The 22812-nt window shown below is 54.0% G+C and carries 22 protein-coding genes; 9 read left to right on the top strand and 13 right to left on the bottom strand.

The annotated features are described in order from the left end of the window. Window positions 1–139 precede the first annotated feature (139 nt). The 3 genes from TH19_RS01560 to TH19_RS01550 form a co-directional block, all read right to left on the bottom strand. Complete coding sequence (locus tag TH19_RS01560; protein ID WP_114100551.1) at window positions 140–1114, bottom strand: class I SAM-dependent DNA methyltransferase; 975 nt, start codon at window positions 1112–1114, stop codon at window positions 140–142. Between the two features lie 149 nt (window positions 1115–1263). Continuing rightward, window positions 1264–1926, bottom strand: coding sequence for a hypothetical protein (locus TH19_RS01555; protein WP_114100550.1), 663 nt, complete (start codon window positions 1924–1926; stop codon window positions 1264–1266). After that, window positions 1923–2576 (bottom strand): hypothetical protein, encoded by a 654-nt coding sequence (locus TH19_RS01550; protein WP_114100549.1) that lies wholly within the window; start codon window positions 2574–2576, stop codon window positions 1923–1925. The genes TH19_RS01555 and TH19_RS01550 overlap by 4 nt, the downstream gene beginning before the upstream one ends. Window positions 2577–2910: 334 nt before the next feature. Here TH19_RS01550 and TH19_RS01545 point away from each other — a divergent pair, with 334 nt between their 5' ends. The 3 genes from TH19_RS01545 (at window position 2911) to TH19_RS01535 (ending at window position 4739) form a co-directional block, all read left to right on the top strand. Beyond that, window positions 2911–3345: a YeeE/YedE family protein gene (locus TH19_RS01545; protein WP_114100548.1), complete on the top strand. Its 435-nt coding sequence runs from the start codon at window positions 2911–2913 to the stop codon at window positions 3343–3345. Continuing rightward, entirely contained in the window at window positions 3342–3770 is a 429-nt protein-coding gene (locus TH19_RS01540; protein WP_258547780.1) for a DUF6691 family protein, read from the top strand. The genes TH19_RS01545 and TH19_RS01540 overlap by 4 nt, the downstream gene beginning before the upstream one ends. Before the next feature lie 243 nt (window positions 3771–4013). Then, entirely contained in the window at window positions 4014–4739 is a 726-nt protein-coding gene (locus TH19_RS01535) for a glutamine amidotransferase-related protein (RefSeq protein ID WP_114100547.1), read from the top strand. A 16-nt stretch (window positions 4740–4755) separates the two neighbouring features. Here TH19_RS01535 and TH19_RS01530 read toward each other — a convergent pair whose 3' ends face one another. Beyond that, window positions 4756–5736 carry a carbon-nitrogen hydrolase family protein gene (locus tag TH19_RS01530; RefSeq protein WP_114100546.1) on the bottom strand — a complete coding sequence of 327 codons (981 nt, stop codon included), beginning with the start codon at window positions 5734–5736 and terminating at the stop codon, window positions 4756–4758. Window positions 5737–5871: 135 nt separating this feature from the next. Here TH19_RS01530 and TH19_RS01525 point away from each other — a divergent pair, with 135 nt between their 5' ends. The 3 genes from TH19_RS01525 to TH19_RS01515 all read left to right on the top strand — a co-directional run bounded on the left by TH19_RS01525 (window position 5872) and on the right by TH19_RS01515 (window position 8560). Continuing rightward, window positions 5872–7542, top strand: coding sequence for an adenylate/guanylate cyclase domain-containing protein (locus TH19_RS01525; protein ID WP_114100545.1), 1671 nt, complete (start codon window positions 5872–5874; stop codon window positions 7540–7542). A gap of 239 nt (window positions 7543–7781) precedes the next feature. Beyond that, on the top strand, window positions 7782–8261 hold the full coding sequence (locus tag TH19_RS01520; RefSeq protein WP_114100544.1) for an Hsp20 family protein: 480 nt from the start codon (window positions 7782–7784) through the stop codon (window positions 8259–8261). A gap of 32 nt (window positions 8262–8293) precedes the next feature. After that, window positions 8294–8560: a DUF1150 family protein gene (locus TH19_RS01515; RefSeq protein WP_114100543.1), complete on the top strand. Its 267-nt coding sequence runs from the start codon at window positions 8294–8296 to the stop codon at window positions 8558–8560. Window positions 8561–8702: 142 nt separating this feature from the next. Here the strand turns inward: TH19_RS01515 and TH19_RS01510 are convergent, their stop codons facing one another. The 7 genes from TH19_RS01510 to cobA form a co-directional block, all read right to left on the bottom strand. After that, window positions 8703–9455 (bottom strand): MBL fold metallo-hydrolase, encoded by a 753-nt coding sequence (locus TH19_RS01510; RefSeq protein ID WP_114100542.1) that lies wholly within the window; start codon window positions 9453–9455, stop codon window positions 8703–8705. A gap of 203 nt (window positions 9456–9658) precedes the next feature. After that, entirely contained in the window at window positions 9659–11149 is a 1491-nt protein-coding gene (locus TH19_RS01505) for a methyl-accepting chemotaxis protein (protein ID WP_114100541.1), read from the bottom strand. 716 nt (window positions 11150–11865) lie between these two features. Next, on the bottom strand, window positions 11866–12330 hold the full coding sequence (locus tag TH19_RS01500; RefSeq protein WP_114100540.1) for a YcgN family cysteine cluster protein: 465 nt from the start codon (window positions 12328–12330) through the stop codon (window positions 11866–11868). A gap of 91 nt (window positions 12331–12421) precedes the next feature. Then, window positions 12422–13759, bottom strand: a complete 1338-nt coding sequence (locus tag TH19_RS01495) for a cobyrinic acid a,c-diamide synthase CobB (RefSeq protein ID WP_114100539.1) — start codon at window positions 13757–13759, stop codon at window positions 12422–12424. A gap of 92 nt (window positions 13760–13851) precedes the next feature. Further along, window positions 13852–14466 (bottom strand): SCO family protein, encoded by a 615-nt coding sequence (locus tag TH19_RS01490; RefSeq protein ID WP_114100538.1) that lies wholly within the window; start codon window positions 14464–14466, stop codon window positions 13852–13854. 166 nt (window positions 14467–14632) lie between these two features. Further along, window positions 14633–15409 (bottom strand): sulfite exporter TauE/SafE family protein, encoded by a 777-nt coding sequence (locus TH19_RS01485; protein ID WP_114100537.1) that lies wholly within the window; start codon window positions 15407–15409, stop codon window positions 14633–14635. A 124-nt stretch (window positions 15410–15533) separates the two neighbouring features. Continuing rightward, the gene (gene cobA, locus TH19_RS01480) at window positions 15534–16397 is read right to left on the bottom strand and encodes a uroporphyrinogen-III C-methyltransferase (RefSeq protein WP_114100536.1); all 864 of its coding nucleotides are present in this window, start codon (window positions 16395–16397) and stop codon (window positions 15534–15536) included. A gap of 226 nt (window positions 16398–16623) precedes the next feature. Between cobA and TH19_RS01475 the strand changes: the two genes are divergently transcribed. From TH19_RS01475 to TH19_RS01465, 3 genes are all read left to right on the top strand, one after another. Then, a complete protein-coding gene (locus tag TH19_RS01475; RefSeq protein WP_114100535.1) occupies window positions 16624–17745 on the top strand; it encodes a cobalt-precorrin-5B (C(1))-methyltransferase in 1122 nt (373 codons plus the stop codon). 41 nt (window positions 17746–17786) lie between these two features. Next, the gene (locus TH19_RS01470) at window positions 17787–18569 is read left to right on the top strand and encodes a cobalt-precorrin-6A reductase (RefSeq protein WP_114100767.1); all 783 of its coding nucleotides are present in this window, start codon (window positions 17787–17789) and stop codon (window positions 18567–18569) included. 188 nt (window positions 18570–18757) lie between these two features. Then, window positions 18758–20872 (top strand): methyl-accepting chemotaxis protein, encoded by a 2115-nt coding sequence (locus tag TH19_RS01465; RefSeq protein ID WP_181846264.1) that lies wholly within the window; start codon window positions 18758–18760, stop codon window positions 20870–20872. An 86-nt stretch (window positions 20873–20958) separates the two neighbouring features. Here the strand turns inward: TH19_RS01465 and TH19_RS01460 are convergent, their stop codons facing one another. Both TH19_RS01460 and TH19_RS01455 read right to left on the bottom strand, forming a co-directional pair. Next, the gene (locus TH19_RS01460) at window positions 20959–22254 is read right to left on the bottom strand and encodes a TRAP transporter large permease (protein ID WP_114100533.1); all 1296 of its coding nucleotides are present in this window, start codon (window positions 22252–22254) and stop codon (window positions 20959–20961) included. Continuing rightward, entirely contained in the window at window positions 22251–22808 is a 558-nt protein-coding gene (locus tag TH19_RS01455) for a TRAP transporter small permease (RefSeq protein WP_114100532.1), read from the bottom strand. The genes TH19_RS01460 and TH19_RS01455 overlap by 4 nt, the downstream gene beginning before the upstream one ends. Between the last annotated feature and the right edge of the window lie 4 nt (window positions 22809–22812).

Here is a 22812-nt window from a genome sequence, read left to right as displayed (position 1 = left end):
TCTTTGCTAGAAGGCCGTATGTCCCGGCACCACAGAGAAAAACAGAAAACCCGATTTTACGCCAGCAATCAATGCCATCTGCAACAGAACGCATTGATTGCACAGATCAATTCTGTCCGGAAGATCAGATCAAAGAGGCTTAGTGCAGGGTATGGCCCGATGCCTGATCCGGATCGCTTTGCGAGACCAGGTTGCCGGCCATAACCGACAAGGCATCAATCGCACGCGCAACCATGATGCGGCCTTCGACCGGATTTCCCTTTTCCTGACGCAGCACGCCCAGTTCATCGGAAACCAGTTCAAACCCGCATTCATTGACCCATTCCAGCACAGCGCGCTGGTGATGGCGGAAACGCTGCCCCGGACCAAGATCAAACGGGAAGGCATCCCCATGTTCAAGGGTCAGAACCATCAGACCACCCGGCTTCATCCGGGCATGGGCGGCACGCAATGCCGGGGCAAGATCACCGAGATAGTTCAAAACATCAGCGGCAATCACCAAACCATAGTCCGACCCAAGATCGGCGGGCAGGTCGGTAATATCACCCGCCACCAGGGTCCGATAGATGCCCTTGGCTCGCGCCCGGTTGATCATGCGCGGCGAAAGATCGATGCCATCCATCGCATCAAAATGACCGGCAAAGACTTCGCCAACCAGACCGGTTCCGCAGCCAAGATCCAGAACTTCGAGCGGACGCAGCATATTTGGCAAATAGGGACGCACCGCTTCAAACAGCAGTTCCGGTCCGCGATAAGCCAGACGATCCCGCAGACTGATTTCAAAGCGCGGCGCATAATCGTCAAAAAGTGCGCGCACATAATCAGGCGGCAAGCGATCACGCATTGCAGCAGCCCCAAGCAAGGTAAGCCGCACCTCGGCCCCCATGCGGTCGACCGGATCAAGGATCAGATACTGGCGGAATGCTTCGACGGCATTTTCGGTTTCACCGGCACGTTCATAAATATCGCCAAGGGTAAAATGGGCTTCGTCCCATTCCGCGTCTGCAGAAATGGCTGCACGCGCCACATCAATTGCAGCGACATAATCACTCTGCGCCACCAGTGCCAATGCGACATCAAGACGACGACTGGCCGACAGACGATCCTTGCTCATTTATGTTTTGAAATCCGAAAAAGGGCCGGACGCAACCGTCACGAACCGCAACCAAAGATAATGCTATATCCGCTGATTTCCGGACTTTGGCAAGATAGATAAGAATCAATGAAATCAGATGGTTAAATCGGATGGTGACTTTTGTCTCATCACATTTGATTTCCAGCATCCAGCGAACGGCGCACCCAGGGGATAAATCCATACAAAAACCGGGTGGTGGCAGGCATAAAATAGGCCCCGTGATGATACATCGGATCAAGCGATGTCACGACCAGACGACCCTTGAAACTGGTTGTGTCTTCATACAGGACAGAACGCCCGTCCTTGTAATCGACAAGCGATACCGCACCGGCAGGTACATCAAACAGATCATGGAGATGCCAGCTGACATCGGCCTTGCCAAGGGCGGTAAACAGATCATGGTCGGGTCGGGCGATCTCCAGCCCAAGATCAGCACCGGGCTCGAGCCACCACCAGAAATTGGTTTCCACCTGTTCGCGTGAAACATCGGGCAGCCATTTTTCCTGTCCGGTGTCCCCCATCGCCACCACAAGTCCACCACGATCCAGAAAGGCGCGAATGCGGGCGGCATGGGGTACGATGGCCTCGGCCGGGGTGCGACACGCAATGATCAGGCCCGCAGCATCAATCAGGTCATCATCACAAAGGTCCCGGATATAAATCACATGATCAATATGTTCGGCTATTTTCGGATCTTCGAACGTGACCTTGTGATACCCCGTCCCGCCATCAAGCGCGATCAGTTTGGGCCGTGCGTTTTGCGGGGTCGATGTCGGTATTGAAATCGTCATGCCCGTTTCTCCGACATCGTGTGCACCTGGTCTGTCAGCCAGACGGCAAAGTTTGATGCAAGCAGATCGGCACCGGTGCCGATCCCGGCCAGCGCAAAGGTCAGGAAATCATTGCCGGCGTGGCTGATTACAATGCCGCCTTTGGGTCGTTGCCAGATCCAGTCAATCGGGGCCTGTTCCGGTTCTTCATCCATGCCATTCAGCAACACAGCACCTTCGGGTGCCGCATTATGACCGCGCCCCCAGAAACCGGCCACACCGCGCCGGAATGTCAAATCTTCGCCCGAGACACCGGCAAACAGCGGATGTTCAGCCAAGCGTGTAATTTTTAATCCGGTCAGATTTCGCTGGGGTCTCGGTAAAAAGGCACCGACGCCATCAATTACCTCATAGGCCATCGGACCGTTCCACAAGACAATCCCGCCCTGATCAAGATAGGCCTCCAAACGGTCCTTGTGGGACAACAGGAAACGTTGATCTGCATGGATTGAAATCGACAAGGCGGCGAAACGTGTCAAATCCTGCGCAGGCAGGTCATATTGTTCGAACCGGTCAAAAACCACAGGCGCAAATTCCGCCGGGTTGCTGAGCGACGGGGCCATTTTGTCGGGCCCGATACAGGCAACATAGATGTTTTGGTCAGTCTTCACGTTGCTATGGTCCCTGTATCGCATGTCGGAAAAGCCGGGTTTGCCCCCTTCAATTCAGGTAACACCAGCTTGATATCGATGCAAATTGTTTTGCGAATTATTTGCATCAACTGGAATCGATCAAAACATACGCCATTGCAAATACTTGTGACCGCCGGAAAACCAAAAGTTAAGTGACATGACGGTGTTAAACTTGATGGTAGCAGCGCACCTATCGACGGCAGCGTTTGCACAGTAAACAGGGTGTTATTTCAACTTGCGAAATATCGATCAAGAATGATAGAATCAGTTAATTCGCATGTTTTAATATAAAGTCTTGCACGACGGAAAACTGATGGAAAACTTTACCCCTGTCTCTGCCCTTATCGGCGGCGGACTTATCGGCTTGGCTTCCGGTCTGTATCTTTTGCTGAATGGCCGGATCGCCGGGATCAGCGGCATTGTCGGTGGTCTTTTGACATCGTCAAAAGGCAGCACACCGATGATTGAACGGCTGGTCTTTTTGATTGGCCTGATTGTCGGCCCGCTTGTCCTGATGACTGGCACATCAATCGAAGCCCAAAGCGTTGTCACCAGTCCGCTGCCAATCGTGATTGCGGCCGGTCTTCTGGTCGGTATTGGCACCACAATCGGCAGTGGCTGCACCAGCGGCCACGGTATTTGCGGTCTGTCGCGCTTTTCGCTGCGATCCCTGGTTGCCACCCTGTCCTTCATGATTGCCGGGTTCCTGACCGTTCTTGTTACCCGCCATCTGATGGGAGTAGCATGATGCGTATTCTGGTTTCCCTGATTTGCGGCACCCTGTTCGGAGCCGGTCTTTACATTTCAGGCATGATTGATCCGCAGAAGGTCCTTGGATTCCTTGACATCTGGGCAATTGCCGATGGTGACTGGGACCCGAGCCTTGCCTTTGTGATGGGCGGCGGTTTGATTGTCGCCATGCCGATCTTCCAGTTTGCCAAAAAGCGCAGCGATGCCGTTTGCGGCGGCGGCTTGGAATTGCCGACCAACAAAAACATTACCGGCAAACTGATCCTTGGCGGTGCCCTGTTCGGGGCAGGTTGGGGACTGGTTGGCTATTGCCCCGGACCGGCACTTAGCGCGCTTGCCTTTGGTCAGACCGACACCATCATCTTTGTCGCAACCATGCTTGCAGGCATGGCCGGTGCACGGGCTTTGCACCTGAACCGATAAACCCTGATCCCCGACATATGTTCCCTGTGTTAGCTCCCCGGGGACATTATGCGATCAACCGTCCCCCAACCGGTTGATCGCAACCTTCAATCGCAGACAATGCAGCCGTCCGCGTCATTCGCCGGGCGGTTTCGCATTTACGATCAAAATTCGCGTGAATTCTCGCAGCACCGGGCTTGTTTTTGGCGCTAAAATCCCATAACTGAGCATGAGCGCCACATTGAAGTCTAAGAAGGTTTCCGCATGAAGATCGGCATTCTTGAACCCGGGTTCGCCCCGGATGAACTTCGCGACAAGTTTAAAAGTTATCCCAAGATGTTGGAAAAGCTCCTTGGTGATGTCGACTCAAGCCTTGAATTTGAAACCTGGACCGTTCTTGAAGATGTCTTCCCGGCATCAATCAACGAAGCAGACGGCTGGGTTGTCATGGGCTCCAAGCATGGTGTTTATGAAAACGCCCCCTGGATGATCCGCCTGCAAGACTTCCTGCGCGAAGCCGTTAACGCCGGACAACCGGTATTTGGCATCTGTTTCGGTCACCAGATCCTTGCGACCGCGCTTGGCGGCAAGGTTGTGAAGTCCGACAAGGGCTGGGGCGTTGGTGTGCATGAATATGATGTCACCGCAGGCAATAGCGACTGGCTGAGCGGAAGTGCATCCACCATTCGCATCAATGCGTTTCATCAGGATCAGGTGGTTGAGCTTCCCGAAGGCGCAACTGTCTGGGCAAGTTCGGATTTCTGCCCCTATGCCGGTGTGCAATATGGCAGCAATGCCGCATCCATCCAGCCGCATCCGGAATTCATGCGCCCCTATGAGCAGGCCTTGCTGGAATCGCGCCTTGATCTGATCCCGGCCGATGTACACAAGGCTGCGATGGAGTCGCTTGAAACCCCGATCAGCAGCCTTGATTTTGCAAAATCGCTTGTCGCCTTCATGACCCGCAAGCGGGCCAGAGACGCCGCCTGACAAGGCATATAGCCAATCAGTCGATAAATCGGGCCGCTGTCTGACGACGGCGGTCCACATCAAGTTTCAGGACATCCGGACGGGAATAATGTCCGACCGGATCAAAGTTCTGGCGTTCGCGCCGGACCATTGCATGATCAATCGTTGCGGTCTTGACGGCCTCGACCCCTATGACCGGTTCGATCACATAGCTGCCATCAGGCGCCACCAGACAAGAACCGCCATTGGCGAGAAATTCGGCATCGCCATTGCCCGCAAGAATGCGTTCAAGATGGGGCGTATCCGCCGGGAAATCAGATACCCGCATCAATCCCGATACTGACATCACATAGGATCGGCCTTCCTGCGCCAGAAATGGCGAGATTGCCGTATTGCGTTCTCCACCGGGCCAGCAGGCGAAATGGAAATCTTCGCCATCGGCATAAAGGGCAGTCCGGGCAAGCGGCATCCAGTTTTCCCAACAATTCAGCCCGCCGACCCGAAATGCACCAAGTGCATGGGTGCGCAAACCATTGCCATCCCCCGGCGACCAGGTCAGGCGTTCTTCATAGGTCGGCATCAATTTGCGATGAACTGACCCAATCACGCCGAGTTCGTTGATATAGACCAGACTGCAAAATCCGCTGTGGCCGCCGCGATCTGCAGGACGTTCATAAATGCCAAGATAAATCGCCATGCCATGATCGCGTGCCTGGGCACAAATGCCATTCAGATCACCGCGTTCGATCACCACCGCCTGATCAAGATAATGGGCGTGCATTTCCTTCTGGATCGGATCGTTGAAGCGCGCACCGTCGGTGCGTTCAATCCAGAACGGATATCCGGGCAAAACCGTTTCGCCAAAACCGATCAGTTCTGCCTTTTGATTTGCGGCATCTGAAATGGCGTCAGATACTTTTTGCAGGGTCGCCTCGCGATCAAGCCAGACCGGGGCAATCTGGGCAATCGCAACATTAAGTTGATCTTTTTTAGAACTGTTATTTACTGAAAGAGACATTTCGGGGGGCGCTTCCTGACATAACGTGTTTATGATTGGACGTCATACTGGGACGATGGTTACAGACAGTCTTCACAACTAATGCATTCTGCCCGAAGGGCGGTAAACAGATTTCATGCAAACCGGCGGGACACGATGATCCAAAGTCTGCGATTGTATTCAGGGCTGGTATTGTTTGCCTATGTTCTGATCCATTTGCTTAATCATACAGCGGGGATCGTATCGCCCGAGCTGATGGAAGATTTCAGCGATTTCAGCACAGAAATCTGGCAGTTTCCACCGCTTGAAATTCTGCTGCTGGCGTCACTGATCACCCATTTCATCCTTGCTGCAAGCAGGTTGACCGGTCGCCGGTCCTTGCGCCTGCGCAAGTCGGAATGGGCGCAGATGATCCTTGGCCTGTCGATCCCGTTCCTGATGTTTCGCCACCTGATTGCAACGCGTATCATTGATCTTGGCCATGATGTTGATTCGAATTATGAGCGCGTCCTGCTTGATCTTGCGGTTTTCATCCCGTTTCAGGGAATACTTCAGGCGATCACCGTGATTGTCGTCTGGACCCACGGCTGTATCGGGATTCATTTCTGGCTACGGGCAAAGCCGTTCTACGCGAAATGGCGCAATGCGCTTGCCACATCATCGATCCTGATCCCGACACTGGCCCTGGCCGGATATGCCGCCGCCAGTGCAGAAGTCATCCGCCGTACAGAGGAAGGCGGGCGCAAATATGTGTTCGGGGTGCTTGACGCCGCCAATGTCAATCAGGCCGCGATCAGCTTTTATGAAAATGCGCTTATTCCCTGCTCGATCCTGACGATTGCATTGGCCTTGGCACCATTCGGAGTGCGCCAGATCAGGCAGACGATCGACCGGGTAAAACGTGGACCGATGTTAAACCTTCCCAATGGTCGATCCATCCGTGTCCCGCCAGGTGCTACCGCCCTTGAAGCCCTTCGTGATGCAGGCATTCCGATGGCATCGGTCTGCGGCGGGCACGGGCGTTGCACCACATGTCGTTTGCATTGCGGTTCGGGACTTGAACAGCTTGCCGTTCCCGGCCAGATCGAGGCCGCCGCCCTTAAAAGCATTCAGGCGCCCCGCGGCATGCGGCTTGCCTGTCAAATCCGGCCTCAAAACGATCTGTCGGTCGCACCACTTATGCCGCCAAATGCCACCGCGCGGGATGGCCGTCGTCCCGGTGGTTTGTCGGGCAGTGAAAGACAGGTTGTCTGTGTGTTCATTGATCTGCGCGATTCGACCAAACTTGGCGAACGCAAGATGCCCTATGACGTTTTGTTTATCTTAAACCAGTTCTTTGCCGAGATGACCGAGGCGCTACGCGGCACGGGCGGTTATTACGCCCAGTTCACCGGCGACGGACTAATGGCGCTTTATGGCCATCAAAGCGACGATACCGAACAGACCATCATGCAGGCCTTTGAAGGGGCCGCAGAAATGTTGCGCCGGATTGACGGCCTGAATGAACATTTGAAATCGGAACTGCCGCATACGTTACGCATCGGTATCGGCATGCATATGGGCAAGGCAATTGTCGGGGAAATGGGCCCACCAGGGCGCGAAAATATCAGTGCGATCGGGGACACCATCAATACCACCGCCCGCCTTGAAGCCCAAACAAAGGGCCACGGGGTGCCGTTGGTGATTTCAAAAACCCTGTTTGATCACGGCCCGATTCCCTTGCCTGAAAACGCGGTTTTGCATGAAGTCGCACTGCGCGGCAAAGATCAGTCGGTGGCCTATTATGCATTGGATGCAATGCCCGATCTTACACAGGCAAGACGGTGACTCCTTTCATTCCTGCCAAAGCAGCCTGTGGGCTTCCTGTGTATAAGTTTTGGCGGGTTTGACCCATGATGCAAAGCAACAGGGAAGTCTTGACTATCGCGCAGAAAATCACATTTATTTCAATAGATGGATATGTTCGATGCCGAATAAGTCGGGTCGAACAAACGGATGCCCGAAGCGCCCAAAAGCGTGGGGTCTGATGATAACTCACACTCGCTCTGACTGAGGAGGTGCTGCCAATGTCTCGAATTTCTATGTTTAACAGCCCGTTGCTTCTGGGTTTTGATCAAATCGAACGCGTTCTGGATCAGGTGTCAAAAACCAAGGCAGAAGGCTATCCGCCCTATAACATTGAGCAAATTGCCGAAAACAAATTGCGTATCACGGTCGCAGTTGCCGGATTTGCCGAAGAAGATTTGTCCGTAACCACAGAAGACAACCAGCTGATCATTCGCGGCAAACATACCGAAGATGACAGCGAGCGTGTCTATATCCATCGGGGCATCGCATCCCGCCAGTTCCAGCGGTCATTTGTTCTGGCCGAAGGTATTGAAGTTGTCGGTGCCCATCTGGATAACGGCCTGCTTCATGTTGATCTGAACAGACCATTACCCGAGCCTGTCGTGCGTGAAATCGCGATTGGATCAAACAAGAAAAAAGCTGTTCCTTCGCGTACCATCGACATGAAAGTCGAAGACGAAGACAGCAATGCCGGCTGATAACGGTAAGGCCTAACCAAGGAGTGGTTCAAATGACAAACCGCACAGCACACCACGATAGTGAAATCACCCAGCGCGATGCGCAGGATACCGGCCTGTTGTCGAATGTTGATTTTGCCATGTTGGGCATCCATGACTTTGCCTATGTCCGGCAGGTTCCCAATGCCGAAGAAGACAGCGACGAGCTTGTCTATGGCGTGTTCACCGCCGACGGAACCCATATCGCATCGTTCGAAAGCCACGCCGTGGCCGATGCCGCAATCCGTCAGCACGACATGCAGCCGCGCGCGGTTCACTGATTTTCCGGCAAATGAATTCTCGGGCACCTGCACAGGCGGGTGCCCGTTTTCTATTCCGTCCGGGCAACGCCCCGAATATCTGGCAGACCGAAAACCGATATGCGACGCCTGATCAGGCGCCTTGCCCGCACCAACGTGCCGATTATCGGATTTCAATTACCTCGCCAGGGACAGCCATCCGGACCTGATCATTTCCCTGAATAATCGTGGCCATTTCCGCGCGAACATCGCGTCTGACGTGATACAGCCAGAACCGTGCGCCGGGCATGTCAGATGCAAGTTGCAGAACCGTTTCAAGATCGCAATGGGCGGCATGTTGCGGGTCATGACGGATAAGATACGTTTCCTGAAACACAAGATCAGCGCCGGTAAACAATGCCGCTGTATCCGCCGTCACATTCCCGTCCCCGGAATAGGCAAATCCCTTATTGGCATAACGCAGAAGGATCGCATGGTTCTGAACACTGTGATCAGACCGGGCGAATTTGCATTCGAACGGACCGATCATCTCGGTTTCAAGGATTGAATGCCAGATGATGGTAAAAGGCCATGCCGAGCCAAGCCCCGTAAAGCCAAGCTCCATCAGTTTTTCAAGATGGGTGCGCAATTGCGGGCTGCACAGAATATGCAGCGGTTTTGACCGACCATCATCGCGCCAGTTCAGCATGACGGGAATCAGACCGAAAATGTGATCCGGATGCATATGGGTAAAATAGATCGCGTCAATCTCGTCCGGATCGGGAAACTTGCCCATCAGTTGACCGGCAATGGTCGCCCCGCAATCGATCAACAAACGATAATTGTCGGCCGTGACCACAACAGACGAGTTTGCGTAACTGGGGTCAAAGGCCTCGCCCACCCCGATCACATCGATGCGCATATAATCGTTTGCCATTGCTTTGCCCCTGCCTTCCCCTGTCCGGGGTTTTCACACAGCCTGCCGAATTCAGGCGGCTATTTTTGCGACGTTGCGTCGCCCAAAGCAAGTCGTTCCGAATTTGCCGCCTTTAATGGCTGCAATTTGTCACAGAACTGCAAAAGGCAGGGCTTGTGCGCCCTGCCTTTGATAAGCTTTTGATTTAAAGGTTTCTTTTAAACCTAACGAGCCAGAACTTCGGCAGCCTGGCGGGTTTTCAAAACCGATGCAGCAACATCGTCACTTGAGTGCCGGATCACTTGCAGATCACGGCTGAGATCATCGACGGTACGTGCCATATCGCGCATATTGGCGCTGACATGTTCGGTCACGGCTGTTTGTTGCACAACGGCCGACGAAATGTTGGTCACGTCGTTGCGGACCGTTTCCACCGATCCCCGGATCACCTCAAGGGCCTCGGCTACTTCGTTCGAAATCTCCTGAATACCGTTGATTTCCTTTGAAATTTCCTCGGTTGCACGGGCGGCCTGATTGGCAAGGTTTTTGACCTCGTTGGCAACCACGGCAAAACCCTTGCCAGCTTCGCCAGCGCGCGCACTTTCAATCGTCGCATTGAGTGCCAGCAAGTTGATCTGACCTGCAATGTTCTGAATGGCTTCAACAATGCTGCCCATCTCATCAACCACACCCGTCATACGCCGGGTCATCTGATTGGCAGTTTCAGTCTGATCATAGGCGCGTTCGGTTTCGGTCTGCGACTGGGTCATGCTGTGCGAGATTTCCGCAATCGATGCGGCCATCTGTTCCGCACTGACAGCAACGGATTTGGTCAGTTCGAGTGCGCTACCCGAAACATTGACACCGTTTGCCGTGCGATCATTCAGATTGGCGATATTGCCTTCGATCTCGGCAAAGTTACCGTCAATCATCTGTTTAAGATTAAGCAGAAGCTTTGTCTGTTCGGTAATATCGGTCGCGAACTTGATCACCTTGATCGGATTGCCAACCGCATCCAGCACCGGGTTATAGGTTGCCTCGATCCAGATTTCCTTGCCACCTTTGCCGACGCGTTTGTACTGACCAGCCTGGAATTTACCCTGATTAAGGGTCTGCCAGAACGTCCGGTATTCGGATGAGTTGCGGTATTTGGCATCGACAAACATCGAGTGATGTTTACCTTTGATTTCATCAAGACTATAGCCCAGCACCGCCAGGAAGTTGGCATTGGCGTTCAGAATCTTGCCTTCGAGATCAAACTCGATCACCGCCTGCGACGCACTGATGGCTTCGAACACACTTTGCAACAATGCACGTTCATTGCGGCGCGTGGTGATGTCGCTTGCGAATTTGACAACCTTGATCAGTTTGCCATTGTCGTCAAAGACCGGGTTATAGGTCGATTCCAGCCACAGCAGTTCGCCATTCTTGCGTTTACGCGGAAATGCCCCGGCGACGAATTCGCCCGCGCCAAGTTTCTTCCAGAAACCCTGATACTCGGCCGAGTGAATGATTTCTTCAGGGACAAACATCGAGTGATGTTTGCCAACAACTTCATCAAGCGAATAGCCCATGACTTTCTGAAAATTGTCATTGGCCCAAAGAATATTCCCTTTCACATCAAACTCGATGCGCGCCATTGAACGACCCAGCGCAGCTGCAACCTGTGCTTCGCCCTGCGCATGCTTGTCATTCCTGAAGATACCAAATCCCACTTCAATACCCTTCCGATCTGCTCACCACTGAGCCCAGTTCATCCTATCTTGCAGTATCGCGCAATTCGAACCGATACTTTAGGATAGCATAATGATAAAAAACCCATTGCGTATTGATCTGACGCAACAAGAAATCCCACTTCGTTAAAGGCAGCGACAATCTGGAAATTCGTTTATTTCTGGACGTATTACACGAAGTTGGTGACGCCTTTTCATCCAAGCGCCAACTTACATCCACATCGCTTAAACCGTTAATAACGCTTTTATTATATAAATCTGCCAAACCGTTATACGGATCAAATCCCGAAAGGTTCACAGCCCATGGATGACTATTAGTCATCTACACCAAATTTTCTTTGACGGGCTGTCATGATCAATCGTTCAAGCTCGGCAGATTTGATCCCCAAAATACATATACTTTGGAATAGTTCAACCAATAATTCCAATTCCCGCCCGGTCAAAACCGGGAAGATAGAACCACCACCTTCAGGTAGGTCATGGTAGCTGACCAAATCAGTGATTGATCACAGGACATTACAGCACGGTCCCGACACCGGCGAACAACCGTGCATTGGGTCACAAAAACAACACGAGGCAGGTCATGCGATAATCTTTGAATGCGTAAGGGATCAGTTTTTAGAACATCTAAGGATGCTAAAACGCGTTTCGAATCAACGATTCACCCTGAAATCGCCAACTTGGCATTCCCGCTCAGGTCAGGCGGGCCATTTGACGATATAGCGGGTAAGATCAGGATGTGCATCGTCTTCGGGGATCACCATGCCGCTTACCGACATCCCTGCCAGGAAGGTGGATTGAGGATTTCCGGTTACCAATGGATGCCAGTCCGGCAGGCTTTTGCCTTCGGCCAATAACCGATAGGCGCAGGTCGACGGCATCCAGCCAAGAGTTTCGACATTTTCCTTGGAAAGCTGCACACAATCGGGAACGTGTTTGGTCCGATTGGGGTAATCCATGCATTGGCAGGTTTTGCAATCAAGCAACCGGCAGGCCACCGAGGTGTAATAGACGAAGTCGTCATCTTCGTCCTGCAACTTGTGCAAACAGCATTTCCCGCACCCGTCACAGACGGATTCCCATTCTTCCTGCGTCATTTCAGCAAGTTTCTTGGTTTCCCAGAATCGCTGGTCGGGAATTCCGGCGGAGTTGCTGTTGGTCATTTTCTCTCTCAAGCGGGCGGTCTGTTTTTTTGTGATCCTAGTGTAATACACCGCGATCTTTTAAGCGACCTTGGGCCACAGGCACAATTGTTCAACTCTGCGCGATCATGTGAAAGAACGACCCGAACACGGATCCCTGCACCAGCCCCGCCGGGCCCAGATCAGTTCCCAGTGCCGTCGTCATCCGACACAGCGGCAATCCGTCTTCTGACAGCGTGGTCGCATAATGGAATTCATGCCCGCGCAATTTCATACCGGCCGGTCCGAACGGTGTCGGAATACCCATCCGGGCTTCACGATAGCCAAGATGAAGACGACGGGCGGCAAAGCTGGTTGACAGCGGCAACAGACCCAACATTTCGTGACGTGCCCCACTGGCGTCAATCAGATCATTGCCAAGTGCCATATAGCCCCCGCATTCGCCGTAAATCATCACATCGCGGGCAGCCGCATCACGCATTGCGGCCTTGAAACGATCGGCAGCCGCCAGCGTTGCAGCATGCAATTCTGGATAACCGCCGGGGAGATAGATTGCATCGCAGTCCGGGTCCGGGGCCTCGTTCGCCAGGGGCGAAAAGAACGTGATTTCCGCCCCTGCCTGGCGCCAACCATCAAGAATATGCGGATAACTGAACGCAAATGCCTGATCACGGGCAACGGCAATCTTTTGTCCCAGTGGCGCAATTGCCGTAGCCTGTTTGGCCGTGCTTTCGGCCGCCTCATTGGTACAATCAGCAAGCCCGATCAGAGAATCAAGATCAACATCCTCGGCGATGATATCGGCCGCACGATCGAGAAACGCATCCAGTTCGGGATGTTCCCCGGCCTGCACCAGACCAAGATGGCGTTCGGGCAAGGTCAGCTCGTCAGACCGGCGCACAGCACCGATCACCGGAAGATCAGGCAGATGTTTTGCACAGGCATCCTTGATCATTTTGGCATGGCCGGGGCTTCCGACCCGATTAAGGATCACCGCCGCAACATTGATATCCTTGCGGAAATTGGCAAAGCCGGAAATCACCGCCGCGGCAGAGGCCGACTGCCCCTTTACATCCACCACAAGAACAACCGGCCAGCCGGTCTGTGCGGCAAGATCGGCGGTCGAACCATCCCCGTTTGCCGCACCGTCAAACAGCCCCATCACGCCTTCGCACATCAGAAATGCCTTGTCCGCAGCATGATTGGCGGCAAGGGACGCGATTTGCGCCGGGCTCATCGCCCAGGGATCAAGATTGATGCAACTGGCCCGACACGCCGCGGCCTGAAAGGCAGGGTCGATATAGTCCGGGCCGGTTTTGGCGGCCGCAACGGCCTGTCCACGCCGCGTCAATGCGCGCAACAAGGCAAGCGTGATGACGGTCTTGCCACTGTTTGAGGACGGGGCAGCAATCAGAATGCCCGGTACGGGTTCTGCAAGATCACGGGACATTTAACGGGTTCTCCGGGGCGGATGGAATCGGTGGGCGATACTGACGACAAGAACGCCATCCGTCCACCGATCATATCATCCCGGGCGCGTGATCAGCCGTTCTTTTTCACCGCTTCGCTGACACCCTTGGCCATGTCTTCGGGCGTGGTGCCGTAATTGAAATGACGGATGAACTGACCGTTGCGATCCATCAGATAAACAAACGAGGAATGATCCATCAGATAGGCATCGGTGTTTTCCGGTTCGCCTTCGGGGATGGATTTTGCGTAATAAACGCGGAAGGTTTTTGCCGCCGCCGTGGTCTGGGCCACCGTACCGGTCAGGCCGACCATACGTTCATGGAAGTTGGGGACATAGGCCTTCATGCCTTCGACCGTATCGCGCTGCGGATCAACCGTGAAAAAGACCGGAGTCACTTCATTGGCAAGATCGGCCGGCATCAAATCAAGCGCATCGCCCATGACCTGCAATTCGGTGGGGCAGACGTCCGGGCAATAGGTATAGCCGAAATAGATCAGCATATATTTTCCGGCGAAGTCTTTTTCGGTCACGGTCTTGCCGTCCTGATTGACGAGCTCGAACGGACCGCCGATTGCAGCTGCTCCTGATGACTGGGTTTCGGTGCCCATCATCATCAGGCGATAGGTCAGGCCGATGCCCAGAACCAGTGCAATCGCCAGAATTGCCAGAAGCGACTTTTTGCTCACGCGTCCTACCTCTTTTATCATTGTCCGCTTTTAAAGCGTTCCAAACTGTTCGGGCACTATAAATGCCCAGATCAATCCTGCAAGGGTGGCGGCTGTGGGAAAGCTCACACCAAGGGCCAACAACCTGTAATCAGGCGACTTTCCATTTTCCGGCTTCTGATCGTTTTCAAACAACAGCCTTGGCCGCCAGCGCAAACAGGATCAAGCCGTTTACAATCATAAGCCCCCGCCCGACCGGCACCATAAGCCCCCGGAAACGCTGGGCAGCATATTGACCGATGAAGCCGGTGACAAACAGCATCGGCACCGTGCCAAGCCCGAAAACAACCATCACCACACCGCCGTTGATGGCTTCGCCGGTTGCAGCGGCCAGTACCAGCGCCCCATAGACCAGCCCGCAGGGGATAAAGCCCAGCATGATGCCAAGCCCGTAACCGCGCAGACCAAACGGGGCGGCAAAAAGCGGACGCAACCAGTTCCCGAACAGGCGGTTCCACCACCGCGTTTCGCCCGATACCGGCAACAAGCCCCCCAGATGCGGCAGCAATCCCATAATCCCGAAAATCAGGAAAAACACACCCGCAAGCACCAGCAACACCGGTCCGATCCACCAGATGCTGGTCAGGGCCGTAATGCCGTCGGCAAAGAACCCGGCCAGAATTCCGAGCAGGCAATAAGTCGTCAACCGCCCGAACTGATAGGGCAATAAAGCCGCGCCGGTCAGACGGCGCAGTTCACTCATTTTTTCAAGCGGAAGCTGTTCCATGCGGCTGGTGACCTGTGAAATCACAAAGGGTCCGCACATGCCGACACAATGGGTCACACTGCCAACGAGGCCTGCGATCAGGGCAGATAAAATCACCCCGCCATCGTCGCGCAGAATTTCGGCACATTGTGCCCAACCGCTTTCTAGGATGCGGATCAGTACCTGTTGCTCGTCCATGATCCATCCGGGTCAAATCAATTGACGCGATTGTGACAAGCACACGCCCGACCGACAACGATATAAATCAATTCATTGGAGGGATTTTAAACCGGGATACGGACCCGCCGCGCTACGCCAGAACCTAGTCCTTAAGGGGATCAGACGGTGTTGAAATCAGGTCCAGAACCTGTTCAAACGGCACATGGCGCACGGACGTCACATTGTCTTGCGGAGACAACCAGTTAAGGCGATCACGCAATCCGACGACCTTGCCCAGAATGCAGACCGCAGGCGGTTCGACGCCTTCGCGCTCCACATCATCGGCGGCCTTTTCCAGCGTGGTAATCAGGATGCCCTGATGAGGTGTCGTCGCCTGACTGATCACGGCAAGGGGTTCATCCCCGGATCGGCCATTCGCCATCAATTCATCGGAAATCCGGCGCAGATGTTTCATTGCCATATACATCACCAGTACCGGCGCGCCCTTGGCAAGGGCAGCCCAGTTGATGTTGTCTGGCACATCGCCACTTGATCCGTGGCCGGTGACAAAGGTTACCGACGCATTGCAATCGCGATGGGTGGTCGGAATCCCGGCATAGGCCGCCCCGGCAATCCCGGCGGTAATCCCCGGCACAACACGGAACGGTACATTATGTTCGACCAGTGTCAGGCCTTCTTCGCCACCACGGCCAAATACGAACGGATCGCCGCCCTTAAGGCGCAAAACACGCAAACCCTGTTTGGCCAGTTCCACCAGTTGCAGGGAAATATCGGTCTGTTTCGATGACGGACGACCACCGCGTTTGCCAGCATAGACCCGTTGGGCATCGGCGCGCAGCAGGTTCAAAATCCGGTCATCGACAAGGGCATCATAAACAACGACATCGGCCTGTTGCATGGCATTGACCGCATGAAGCGTCAGCAAACCGGGATCACCCGGGCCCGCACCAACCAGCCATACCCAACCCGGTTCAAAAACCGGAAAATCAAGACCAAGAGTCGTCATTCCGTACTACTTCTATTGCGTGAATATCGGTCCATCTGTGCAGGACCGTTTCAAGAGGATATGTTAAACAGCAATCAAACGATACGTCCAACATATTTCCGATATTTTGTCGTATTATTATTATAACAACACAAATATTTATGTTTAATCAGACGTCCCGCGATGACCAGATCACAGGTCATCAATAACGGGAACCGCCGCCAGAGTGACAGGAAAAAATCCAGCAATGGCCAGAAAACCGGACGGACCGCTGCGCAAGGGATGGACAACGGGGGCATGTGCCACCGCCGCCACCCGTGCGGCCTGGCAGGCGCTGCTGTCCGGGGACTTTCCCGATCCGGTTACCATCACCCTGCCACGCGGCGAAACACCGTCCTTTGAACTGATCAAGGCCGAGACCGGCGATGGTTGGGCACGGGCAAGCGTGATCAAGGATGCAGGCGACGATCCCGATGTCACCCATGGTGCTGAAATCATTGCAACCGTACGCCACGGCAAGCCTGGAAACGGCATTACCTTTCATGCCGGGGACGGGGTTGGCACCATCACCAAGCCTGGCCTGCCCCTGCCACCGGGCGAAGCCGCCATCAATCCCAAGCCAAGGGAGATGATGATCGCCCAGATCACCGAGCTTTGCGAAACATTCGGGGCAAAACCCGATGTTGAAATTGAAATTTCGATCCCCGGCGGGGCAGAAATTGCCACCAAGACATGGAATGGCCGATTGGGAATTGTCGGCGGTCTATCGGTTCTGGGGACAACCGGGGTGGTGATCCCGTTTAGCTGTTCGGCATGGATCCATTCAATCCATCGCGGCATTGATGTGGCGCGCGCCACCGGACGTATTCACGTTGCCGGGGCCACCGGCAAAACATCCGAGGCGGCCATCCGGGCATTTTATGACCTGCCCGAAGAAGCGATCATGGATATGGGCGACTTTGTTGGTGGCATGTTGAAATATCTGCGCAAGAATCCGGTGGCCTTTGTCAGCATTGCCGGTGGATTTGCCAAACTGGTCAAACTCGCCCAAGGCCACCTTGACCTTCATAGCAGCCGGTCCGAGGTCGATTTTGACAAACTTGCGCAGACCGTTGCCCTGTCAGGCGGGGATGCGGAACTGCAAGACCAGACCCGCAATGCAAATACCGCCAAACAGGTTCTGGAACTTTGTCAGGCCGCAGGCGTTAGGATTGAAGACACCATTGCGCGTCAGGCCTGTGAATCGGCCCGTGCCACACTGGACGGGGCCGGTGCAATCGAGATTGTCGTCACGGATCGCAGCGGCACCATCATTGCCCGCCACGGTGTCGGCGATTTCGAACCTTTCAGGCCAGTCCAAGCCAACTGATCGCCCGTCTGATCAACCAAGAACGAATAAGGTCTATGCCCATGTCGCTTTCCCGCCCTGCCAAACGTCCGAAACATATCCTTATTTTCGGGGGCACCGGGGACGCCAATCGCATTGCCGAAGACCTGATGCATGAATTTGGTCGTGACATCCGTTTACAGCTGTCACTGGCCGGACGCACCAGCGCACCAAGTCTTCCTGACGGAATTCCTGTTCGTATTGGCGGGTTTGGCGGCCCGGAAGGCATCATTTCCTATGTCAAAAGCGAACAGATTGATCTGGTGATTGATGCCACCCATCCTTATGCGACCGAAATTTCGGGCAATATTTCCCAAGCCTGTCACGCCGTTGCCATGCCATGTATTCAGTACTATCGACCGGGCTGGGAAAAAACACCGAAAGACAACTGGGTTCAGGTTCGTTCCATCGCGGAAGCTGCCCGTATCCTGCCCAACCACGGCACCAGGGCCCTGATTGCCAGTGGCGCAAAAAATCTGCATGCGTTCGAAGGGCTTGAAAAAACCTGGCTACTGGTGCGCACCGTTGATGCCCCGCGTGATCCGTTTGATCTGGCATACGGGGAATGGTTGTTTGCGCGTGGTCCGTTCAGCATCGAAAGCGAAACCGAACTTCTTGAACGCCATCAGATAGATGTGATTGTTTGCAAGAACAGCGGCGGCAATGCGACCTTTGCCAAGATCGAAGCTGCCCGCAAAATGGGCCTGCCGGTTATCATGATTGAACGCCCCGGAGCAGAACCGGTTACGCAAGCATCAAGCCGGGAAGTTATACTCAAAAGCGTTCAAAAATTTCTCGAACAATAACAATTTCGCAATTTTGCAACACAAACACCACTAGACCGCATCTGACTTTGATTCAATAATATTCCCGCAGACGGAAATAACCGTCAGAGCCAGGTCACCTGCCTTAGATGGCGCTTGGCTCATATAAATCAAAACAATCCATGAGTGGGAATATCATGACCGGCAAAGTTGGTTTGCGGGGTAGGTTAATGGCGGCGATTGTCCCCATTGCCTTACTTGCTGTTTGTGCCGCCGCACTGGCGGTTTTTTCTTTTCGAATAACTGAATCCCAACAGCGGGTCGTCACCGCCGAGGCGATTCCGGCCCTTGTCAGTGGACAGGAACTGTATGTCAGCAGTGACGCAATCATTCAGATTGCCCGTGCTGTTGCCAGTGCCACCAGCCATGACGAGGTTGTTGCAGCCACCGCATCACTTGAAGCGGTCGAAAATCAGATGAATGATCACATTGCAGATCTGGCCGCGCTTGGCGTCAATAATGTGATCCTGCAACAATTCTCTGAACAGACCGGGCAAATGATCGTCAATATCCGCCGCCTGGAAGAGACAATGGGGGTTGTCTTTACCAATCGCGACGCACTTGACGCATTGCTTGACGAAGTGATCCGCGCGGCAAACGCCATTGAAGTCAGTTCGCGCGAACTGTCGACCAATGCCAATATGACCCTGACCAACAATGCCGGCGAACTTTATGGTCTGGTCGGCAAAGTCGACAAGGAAGGCGAGATTTTTGATCTTCTTGATCAGTTGATTGATGAAGATGCGATGACCGCCCAGAACATGTCCGAGCTTCGCGCCCTGGCACTCAAAATTCCGGACCTGGCCCGTATCGCAAGTTCCGCATCCGATATTGACGGACTGGATCGCGTCAAGTTCTGGTCCAATCCGGTCATTACCCAGATGGGTGCCAGCATCGCCGAAATTCCGGTTGATGACCTTAAGGCGCGTTCGGAAGAAAGCTTTAAGATTCTGTCCGCCGGACTTGATCCGAACAATGCGCGCAATCTGTTTTCGCTGCGCCAAAGTGCGCTTGAACAACAGGATGTCCTAGCCGAACTGCTTGACCAGACGACCACCATTGCCAATGGCATCGGTGAAACCGCCGATCAGCTGCTTGGCGAAATGCGCAACAAGATTGATGTCGCCAATGCCGGTGTCAGCAAGACCATTTCGGTTGCCGAAACTGTCATGCTGATTGTTGCCGCGGCTGCGATCATTATTTCGATCCTGATTGTCTGGCTTTATGTTCAGCGTAACCTGCTTGCGCGGTTGATTGGTTTGAACACGGCGATGGATCGCCTGACCAATGGCGATCTGCGCACCCCGGTTGCGGATAAGGGCAGCGATGAAATCGCCGCCATGGCACGTGCCGTTGAAACATTCCGCGAAAACGCGCTTGAGGCCGAAGAACTGCGTGCGCAGAACAAAGCCAACGAAGAACGCGCCGAACAGCAACGCCGTGCGGCACTTCTGGAAATGGCAAACGGATTTGAAAGCTCGGTCAACGGGCTTGTCACCGACCTTCTGACCCAGATCACCGAAATGCGAAACGCGGTCGATCATATGGCTTCAAATGCCGGTGAAAACGTTGTGCGGGCAACCGATGTCAGCACAGCATCCCATAACGCATCGGCCAATGTCAGCTCGGTCTCGTCGGCCACCGAAGAACTGTCGGCTTCAATTGCCGAAATCGAGCGCCAGGTTGGCAAAGCCGAGGAAGTTTCACGTTCGGCCGTCGAAGAGGCCCGCCGTTCGGATATCACCGTGCGGCAACTTTCCGATACGGCCCAGAAAATTGGCGAGGTCATTGATCTGATCAACACGATTGCCGATCAGACCAACCTTCTGGCCCTTAATGCCACCATCGAGGCCGCCCGTGCGGGTGACGCCGGCAAGGGCTTTGCCGTGGTTGCCAACGAGGTCAAAAACCTTGCCACCCAGACCCAGCGTGCGACCGAAGATATCAGCCGCCAGATCGATGAAATGCGCACGGTCAGCGCGTCGGCTGTTGAAATGATTTCGGCCATCGCCAGCACGATTGGCGAGGTCGACAGCATTTCAAGTTCGATTGCGGCTGCCATGCGTCAGCAGGGCTCTGCCACCGCAGAAATCGCCAATGGCTCCGAAGAAGCTGCGCGCGGCGTTCGTGATGTTTCGGACAATATGAACGAAGTATCGCGATCGGCCGAAGCGGTCCAAACCCTGTCGGGTGATGCGCGCAATACGGCCGAGGAACTGTTGACCAAGGCCCAGCGTCTTCAGGAGGAGGCAAACGGATTTGTCGCCCGCGTGCGTGCTGGCTAGGTCCTTTGTCCGCAAAGTAAAACCCCTCCGCCGGTTAAACTGGCGGAGGGGTTTTTTATGATCACTAGCAATATTCAAGCTTTGGTCTAGCCACTATATCCAAACAGGCGCGGCAGCCACAAAACCATGTCTGGGATCAATACCAGCACCGCCAATGCGCCGATCAATGCCGCGACAAACACCCATATTTCACGAATGATATCGCGCAACGGAATGCCGGTCACACCGTTCAGAACAAACAGCAAAATGCCATAGGGCGGCGTGATCAGACCGATCATGATATTAATCGTTATTACGACACCGAAATAAACCAGATCAATACCCAGAAGTTCCGCAGTCGGCAGGAACAGGGGCACCACGATCAACAGCAATGTCGTGGCATCAAACAGACATCCCAACACCAGAATGATCAGATTGATCACCAGCATGAAGACCAGCGGTGACATGTTGGTTGCCGCAAGTTCATCAGCGACCAGTGCCGGCAGGTTTTCACTTGCCACCAGATAGTTCAGAACCAGTGCCGATGCGATGATCAAACCAACGACCGAGGTCGACTTTGCCCCGTCCAGCACCAGAAGATAGAAATCCTTCCAGCTGACCGACCGATAAAACAGTGCCGCCAGAATAAGCGCGTAAACAGCGGCAATCGCAGCCGCCTCGGTCGGGGTGGTGATGCCGCCATAGATCCCGTAAAGCAGGATCACCGGCAACATCAAGGCCGGAAAGGCCCGCATCGTGACACTGGGAATTTCGCGCAACGGTACAACGTCATCGCGTTTGAAATCACGTTTGCGCGCAATCACGACATTCAGGACCATCAGAACCAGTGCCAGAAACAGCCCTGGCACGATACCGGCCAAAAACAGATAACCGATAGATGTTCCCGAGATCAGGGCATAGAGGATCATCGGGATTGAGGGCGGAATGATCGGGCCAATGACACTTGATGCCGCCGTCAAAGCAGCAGCATAACCGCCCGGATAGCGGTTATTGCGCGTCATCAGATCAATGATCACACGACCAATACCCGCCGCATCGGCAATTGCCGATCCCGACATGCCCGAAAAGATCACACTGGCCAGCACATTGACATGGGCAAGCCCGCCGCGAAAACGCCCGACAATCGCAATACAGAATGTCAGCAACCGGTCACTGATCGTGCCCGCATTCATGAAATTGGCAGCAAGAATAAAAAGCGGAACGGCCAACAAAACATAACTGTTAAACAGACCATTCAGGGCCTGTTCGGCGACCAGTCCGACATCCTGTCCGGAAATGAACATATAGCCGATGGACGCCGCAAAAGCCGCGATTGCAATCGGCATTCCGATGGCACCCAGCAGCAGGAAACCGCCAAGACTGATCAAGAAAGCCATACTCATGCCTTGGGCTCCTTTGCCACAACCAGATCAGAAGGCGACAGGTCCGGTTGTGTCAGTTCGCCCGCGATTGCCGCAATTTCCCGGTCACTGGTTTTGCTGCGCATCAGACGCCACAGGGAAATCAGGCTGCGGATAATCAGCGCGACGATAAAGACAGGGAAAATTGCATAAACGTAATCAAGGGTAATACGCGTAACCGGGGCCTTTTCGATCCGCATGAACATCACGTAATCCACAATCACCGGGAACCCGGCGATAAAGGCCGCGGCAATGCATCCAAGACCAAGAATGGCCATAACCCGTCGTCCCCGTACCGGGGCTGCCAGAAACAGCATATTGAACGACACATGGTCATGTTCGCGCAGCAGGAAAGCAGACGTCCAGAACACCAGCCAGATATAAAGGATGATGCAGATTTCGACCGTCCACCCAAGCGGGCTATTGAGAACATAGCGCGCAAAAATCTGTAAAAGAAAGGTACCGAACATCGCGATGAACAATGCCACCGCGATGAATTCGGCACCTTTTTTGAAGGGTCTGCTCAGATCACGCACGAGT

This window comes from Thalassospira profundimaris (genome assembly GCF_003326675.1).
GTDB lineage: Bacteria > Pseudomonadota > Alphaproteobacteria > Rhodospirillales > Thalassospiraceae > Thalassospira > Thalassospira aquimaris.
The sequence above is the reverse complement of the archived record's forward strand: the minus strand, read 5'-3'. Positions and strand labels throughout refer to the sequence as shown.

What these genes read in the sequence shown, in the direction of transcription:
- TH19_RS01560 (WP_114100551.1), bottom strand. Translation starts at nt 1,114, where the DNA reads ATGAGCAAGGATCGTCTGTCGGCCAGTCGTCGTCTTGATGTCGCATTG.
- TH19_RS01555 (WP_114100550.1), bottom strand. Translation starts at nt 1,926, where the DNA reads ATGACGATTTCAATACCGACATCGACCCCGCAAAACGCACGGCCCAAA.
- TH19_RS01545 (WP_114100548.1), top strand. Translation starts at nt 2,911, where the DNA reads ATGGAAAACTTTACCCCTGTCTCTGCCCTTATCGGCGGCGGACTTATC.
- TH19_RS01540 (WP_258547780.1), top strand. Translation starts at nt 3,342, where the DNA reads ATGATGCGTATTCTGGTTTCCCTGATTTGCGGCACCCTGTTCGGAGCC.
- TH19_RS01535 (WP_114100547.1), top strand. Translation starts at nt 4,014, where the DNA reads ATGAAGATCGGCATTCTTGAACCCGGGTTCGCCCCGGATGAACTTCGC.
- TH19_RS01530 (WP_114100546.1), bottom strand. Translation starts at nt 5,736, where the DNA reads ATGTCTCTTTCAGTAAATAACAGTTCTAAAAAAGATCAACTTAATGTT.
- TH19_RS01525 (WP_114100545.1), top strand. Translation starts at nt 5,872, where the DNA reads ATGATCCAAAGTCTGCGATTGTATTCAGGGCTGGTATTGTTTGCCTAT.
- TH19_RS01520 (WP_114100544.1), top strand. Translation starts at nt 7,782, where the DNA reads ATGTCTCGAATTTCTATGTTTAACAGCCCGTTGCTTCTGGGTTTTGAT.
- TH19_RS01515 (WP_114100543.1), top strand. Translation starts at nt 8,294, where the DNA reads ATGACAAACCGCACAGCACACCACGATAGTGAAATCACCCAGCGCGAT.
- TH19_RS01510 (WP_114100542.1), bottom strand. Translation starts at nt 9,455, where the DNA reads ATGGCAAACGATTATATGCGCATCGATGTGATCGGGGTGGGCGAGGCC.
- TH19_RS01500 (WP_114100540.1), bottom strand. Translation starts at nt 12,330, where the DNA reads ATGACCAACAGCAACTCCGCCGGAATTCCCGACCAGCGATTCTGGGAA.
- TH19_RS01495 (WP_114100539.1), bottom strand. Translation starts at nt 13,759, where the DNA reads ATGTCCCGTGATCTTGCAGAACCCGTACCGGGCATTCTGATTGCTGCC.
- TH19_RS01485 (WP_114100537.1), bottom strand. Translation starts at nt 15,409, where the DNA reads ATGGACGAGCAACAGGTACTGATCCGCATCCTAGAAAGCGGTTGGGCA.
- cobA (WP_114100536.1), bottom strand. Translation starts at nt 16,397, where the DNA reads ATGACGACTCTTGGTCTTGATTTTCCGGTTTTTGAACCGGGTTGGGTA.
- TH19_RS01475 (WP_114100535.1), top strand. Translation starts at nt 16,624, where the DNA reads ATGGCCAGAAAACCGGACGGACCGCTGCGCAAGGGATGGACAACGGGG.
- TH19_RS01470 (WP_114100767.1), top strand. Translation starts at nt 17,787, where the DNA reads ATGTCGCTTTCCCGCCCTGCCAAACGTCCGAAACATATCCTTATTTTC.
- TH19_RS01465 (WP_181846264.1), top strand. Translation starts at nt 18,758, where the DNA reads ATGGCGGCGATTGTCCCCATTGCCTTACTTGCTGTTTGTGCCGCCGCA.
- TH19_RS01460 (WP_114100533.1), bottom strand. Translation starts at nt 22,254, where the DNA reads ATGAGTATGGCTTTCTTGATCAGTCTTGGCGGTTTCCTGCTGCTGGGT.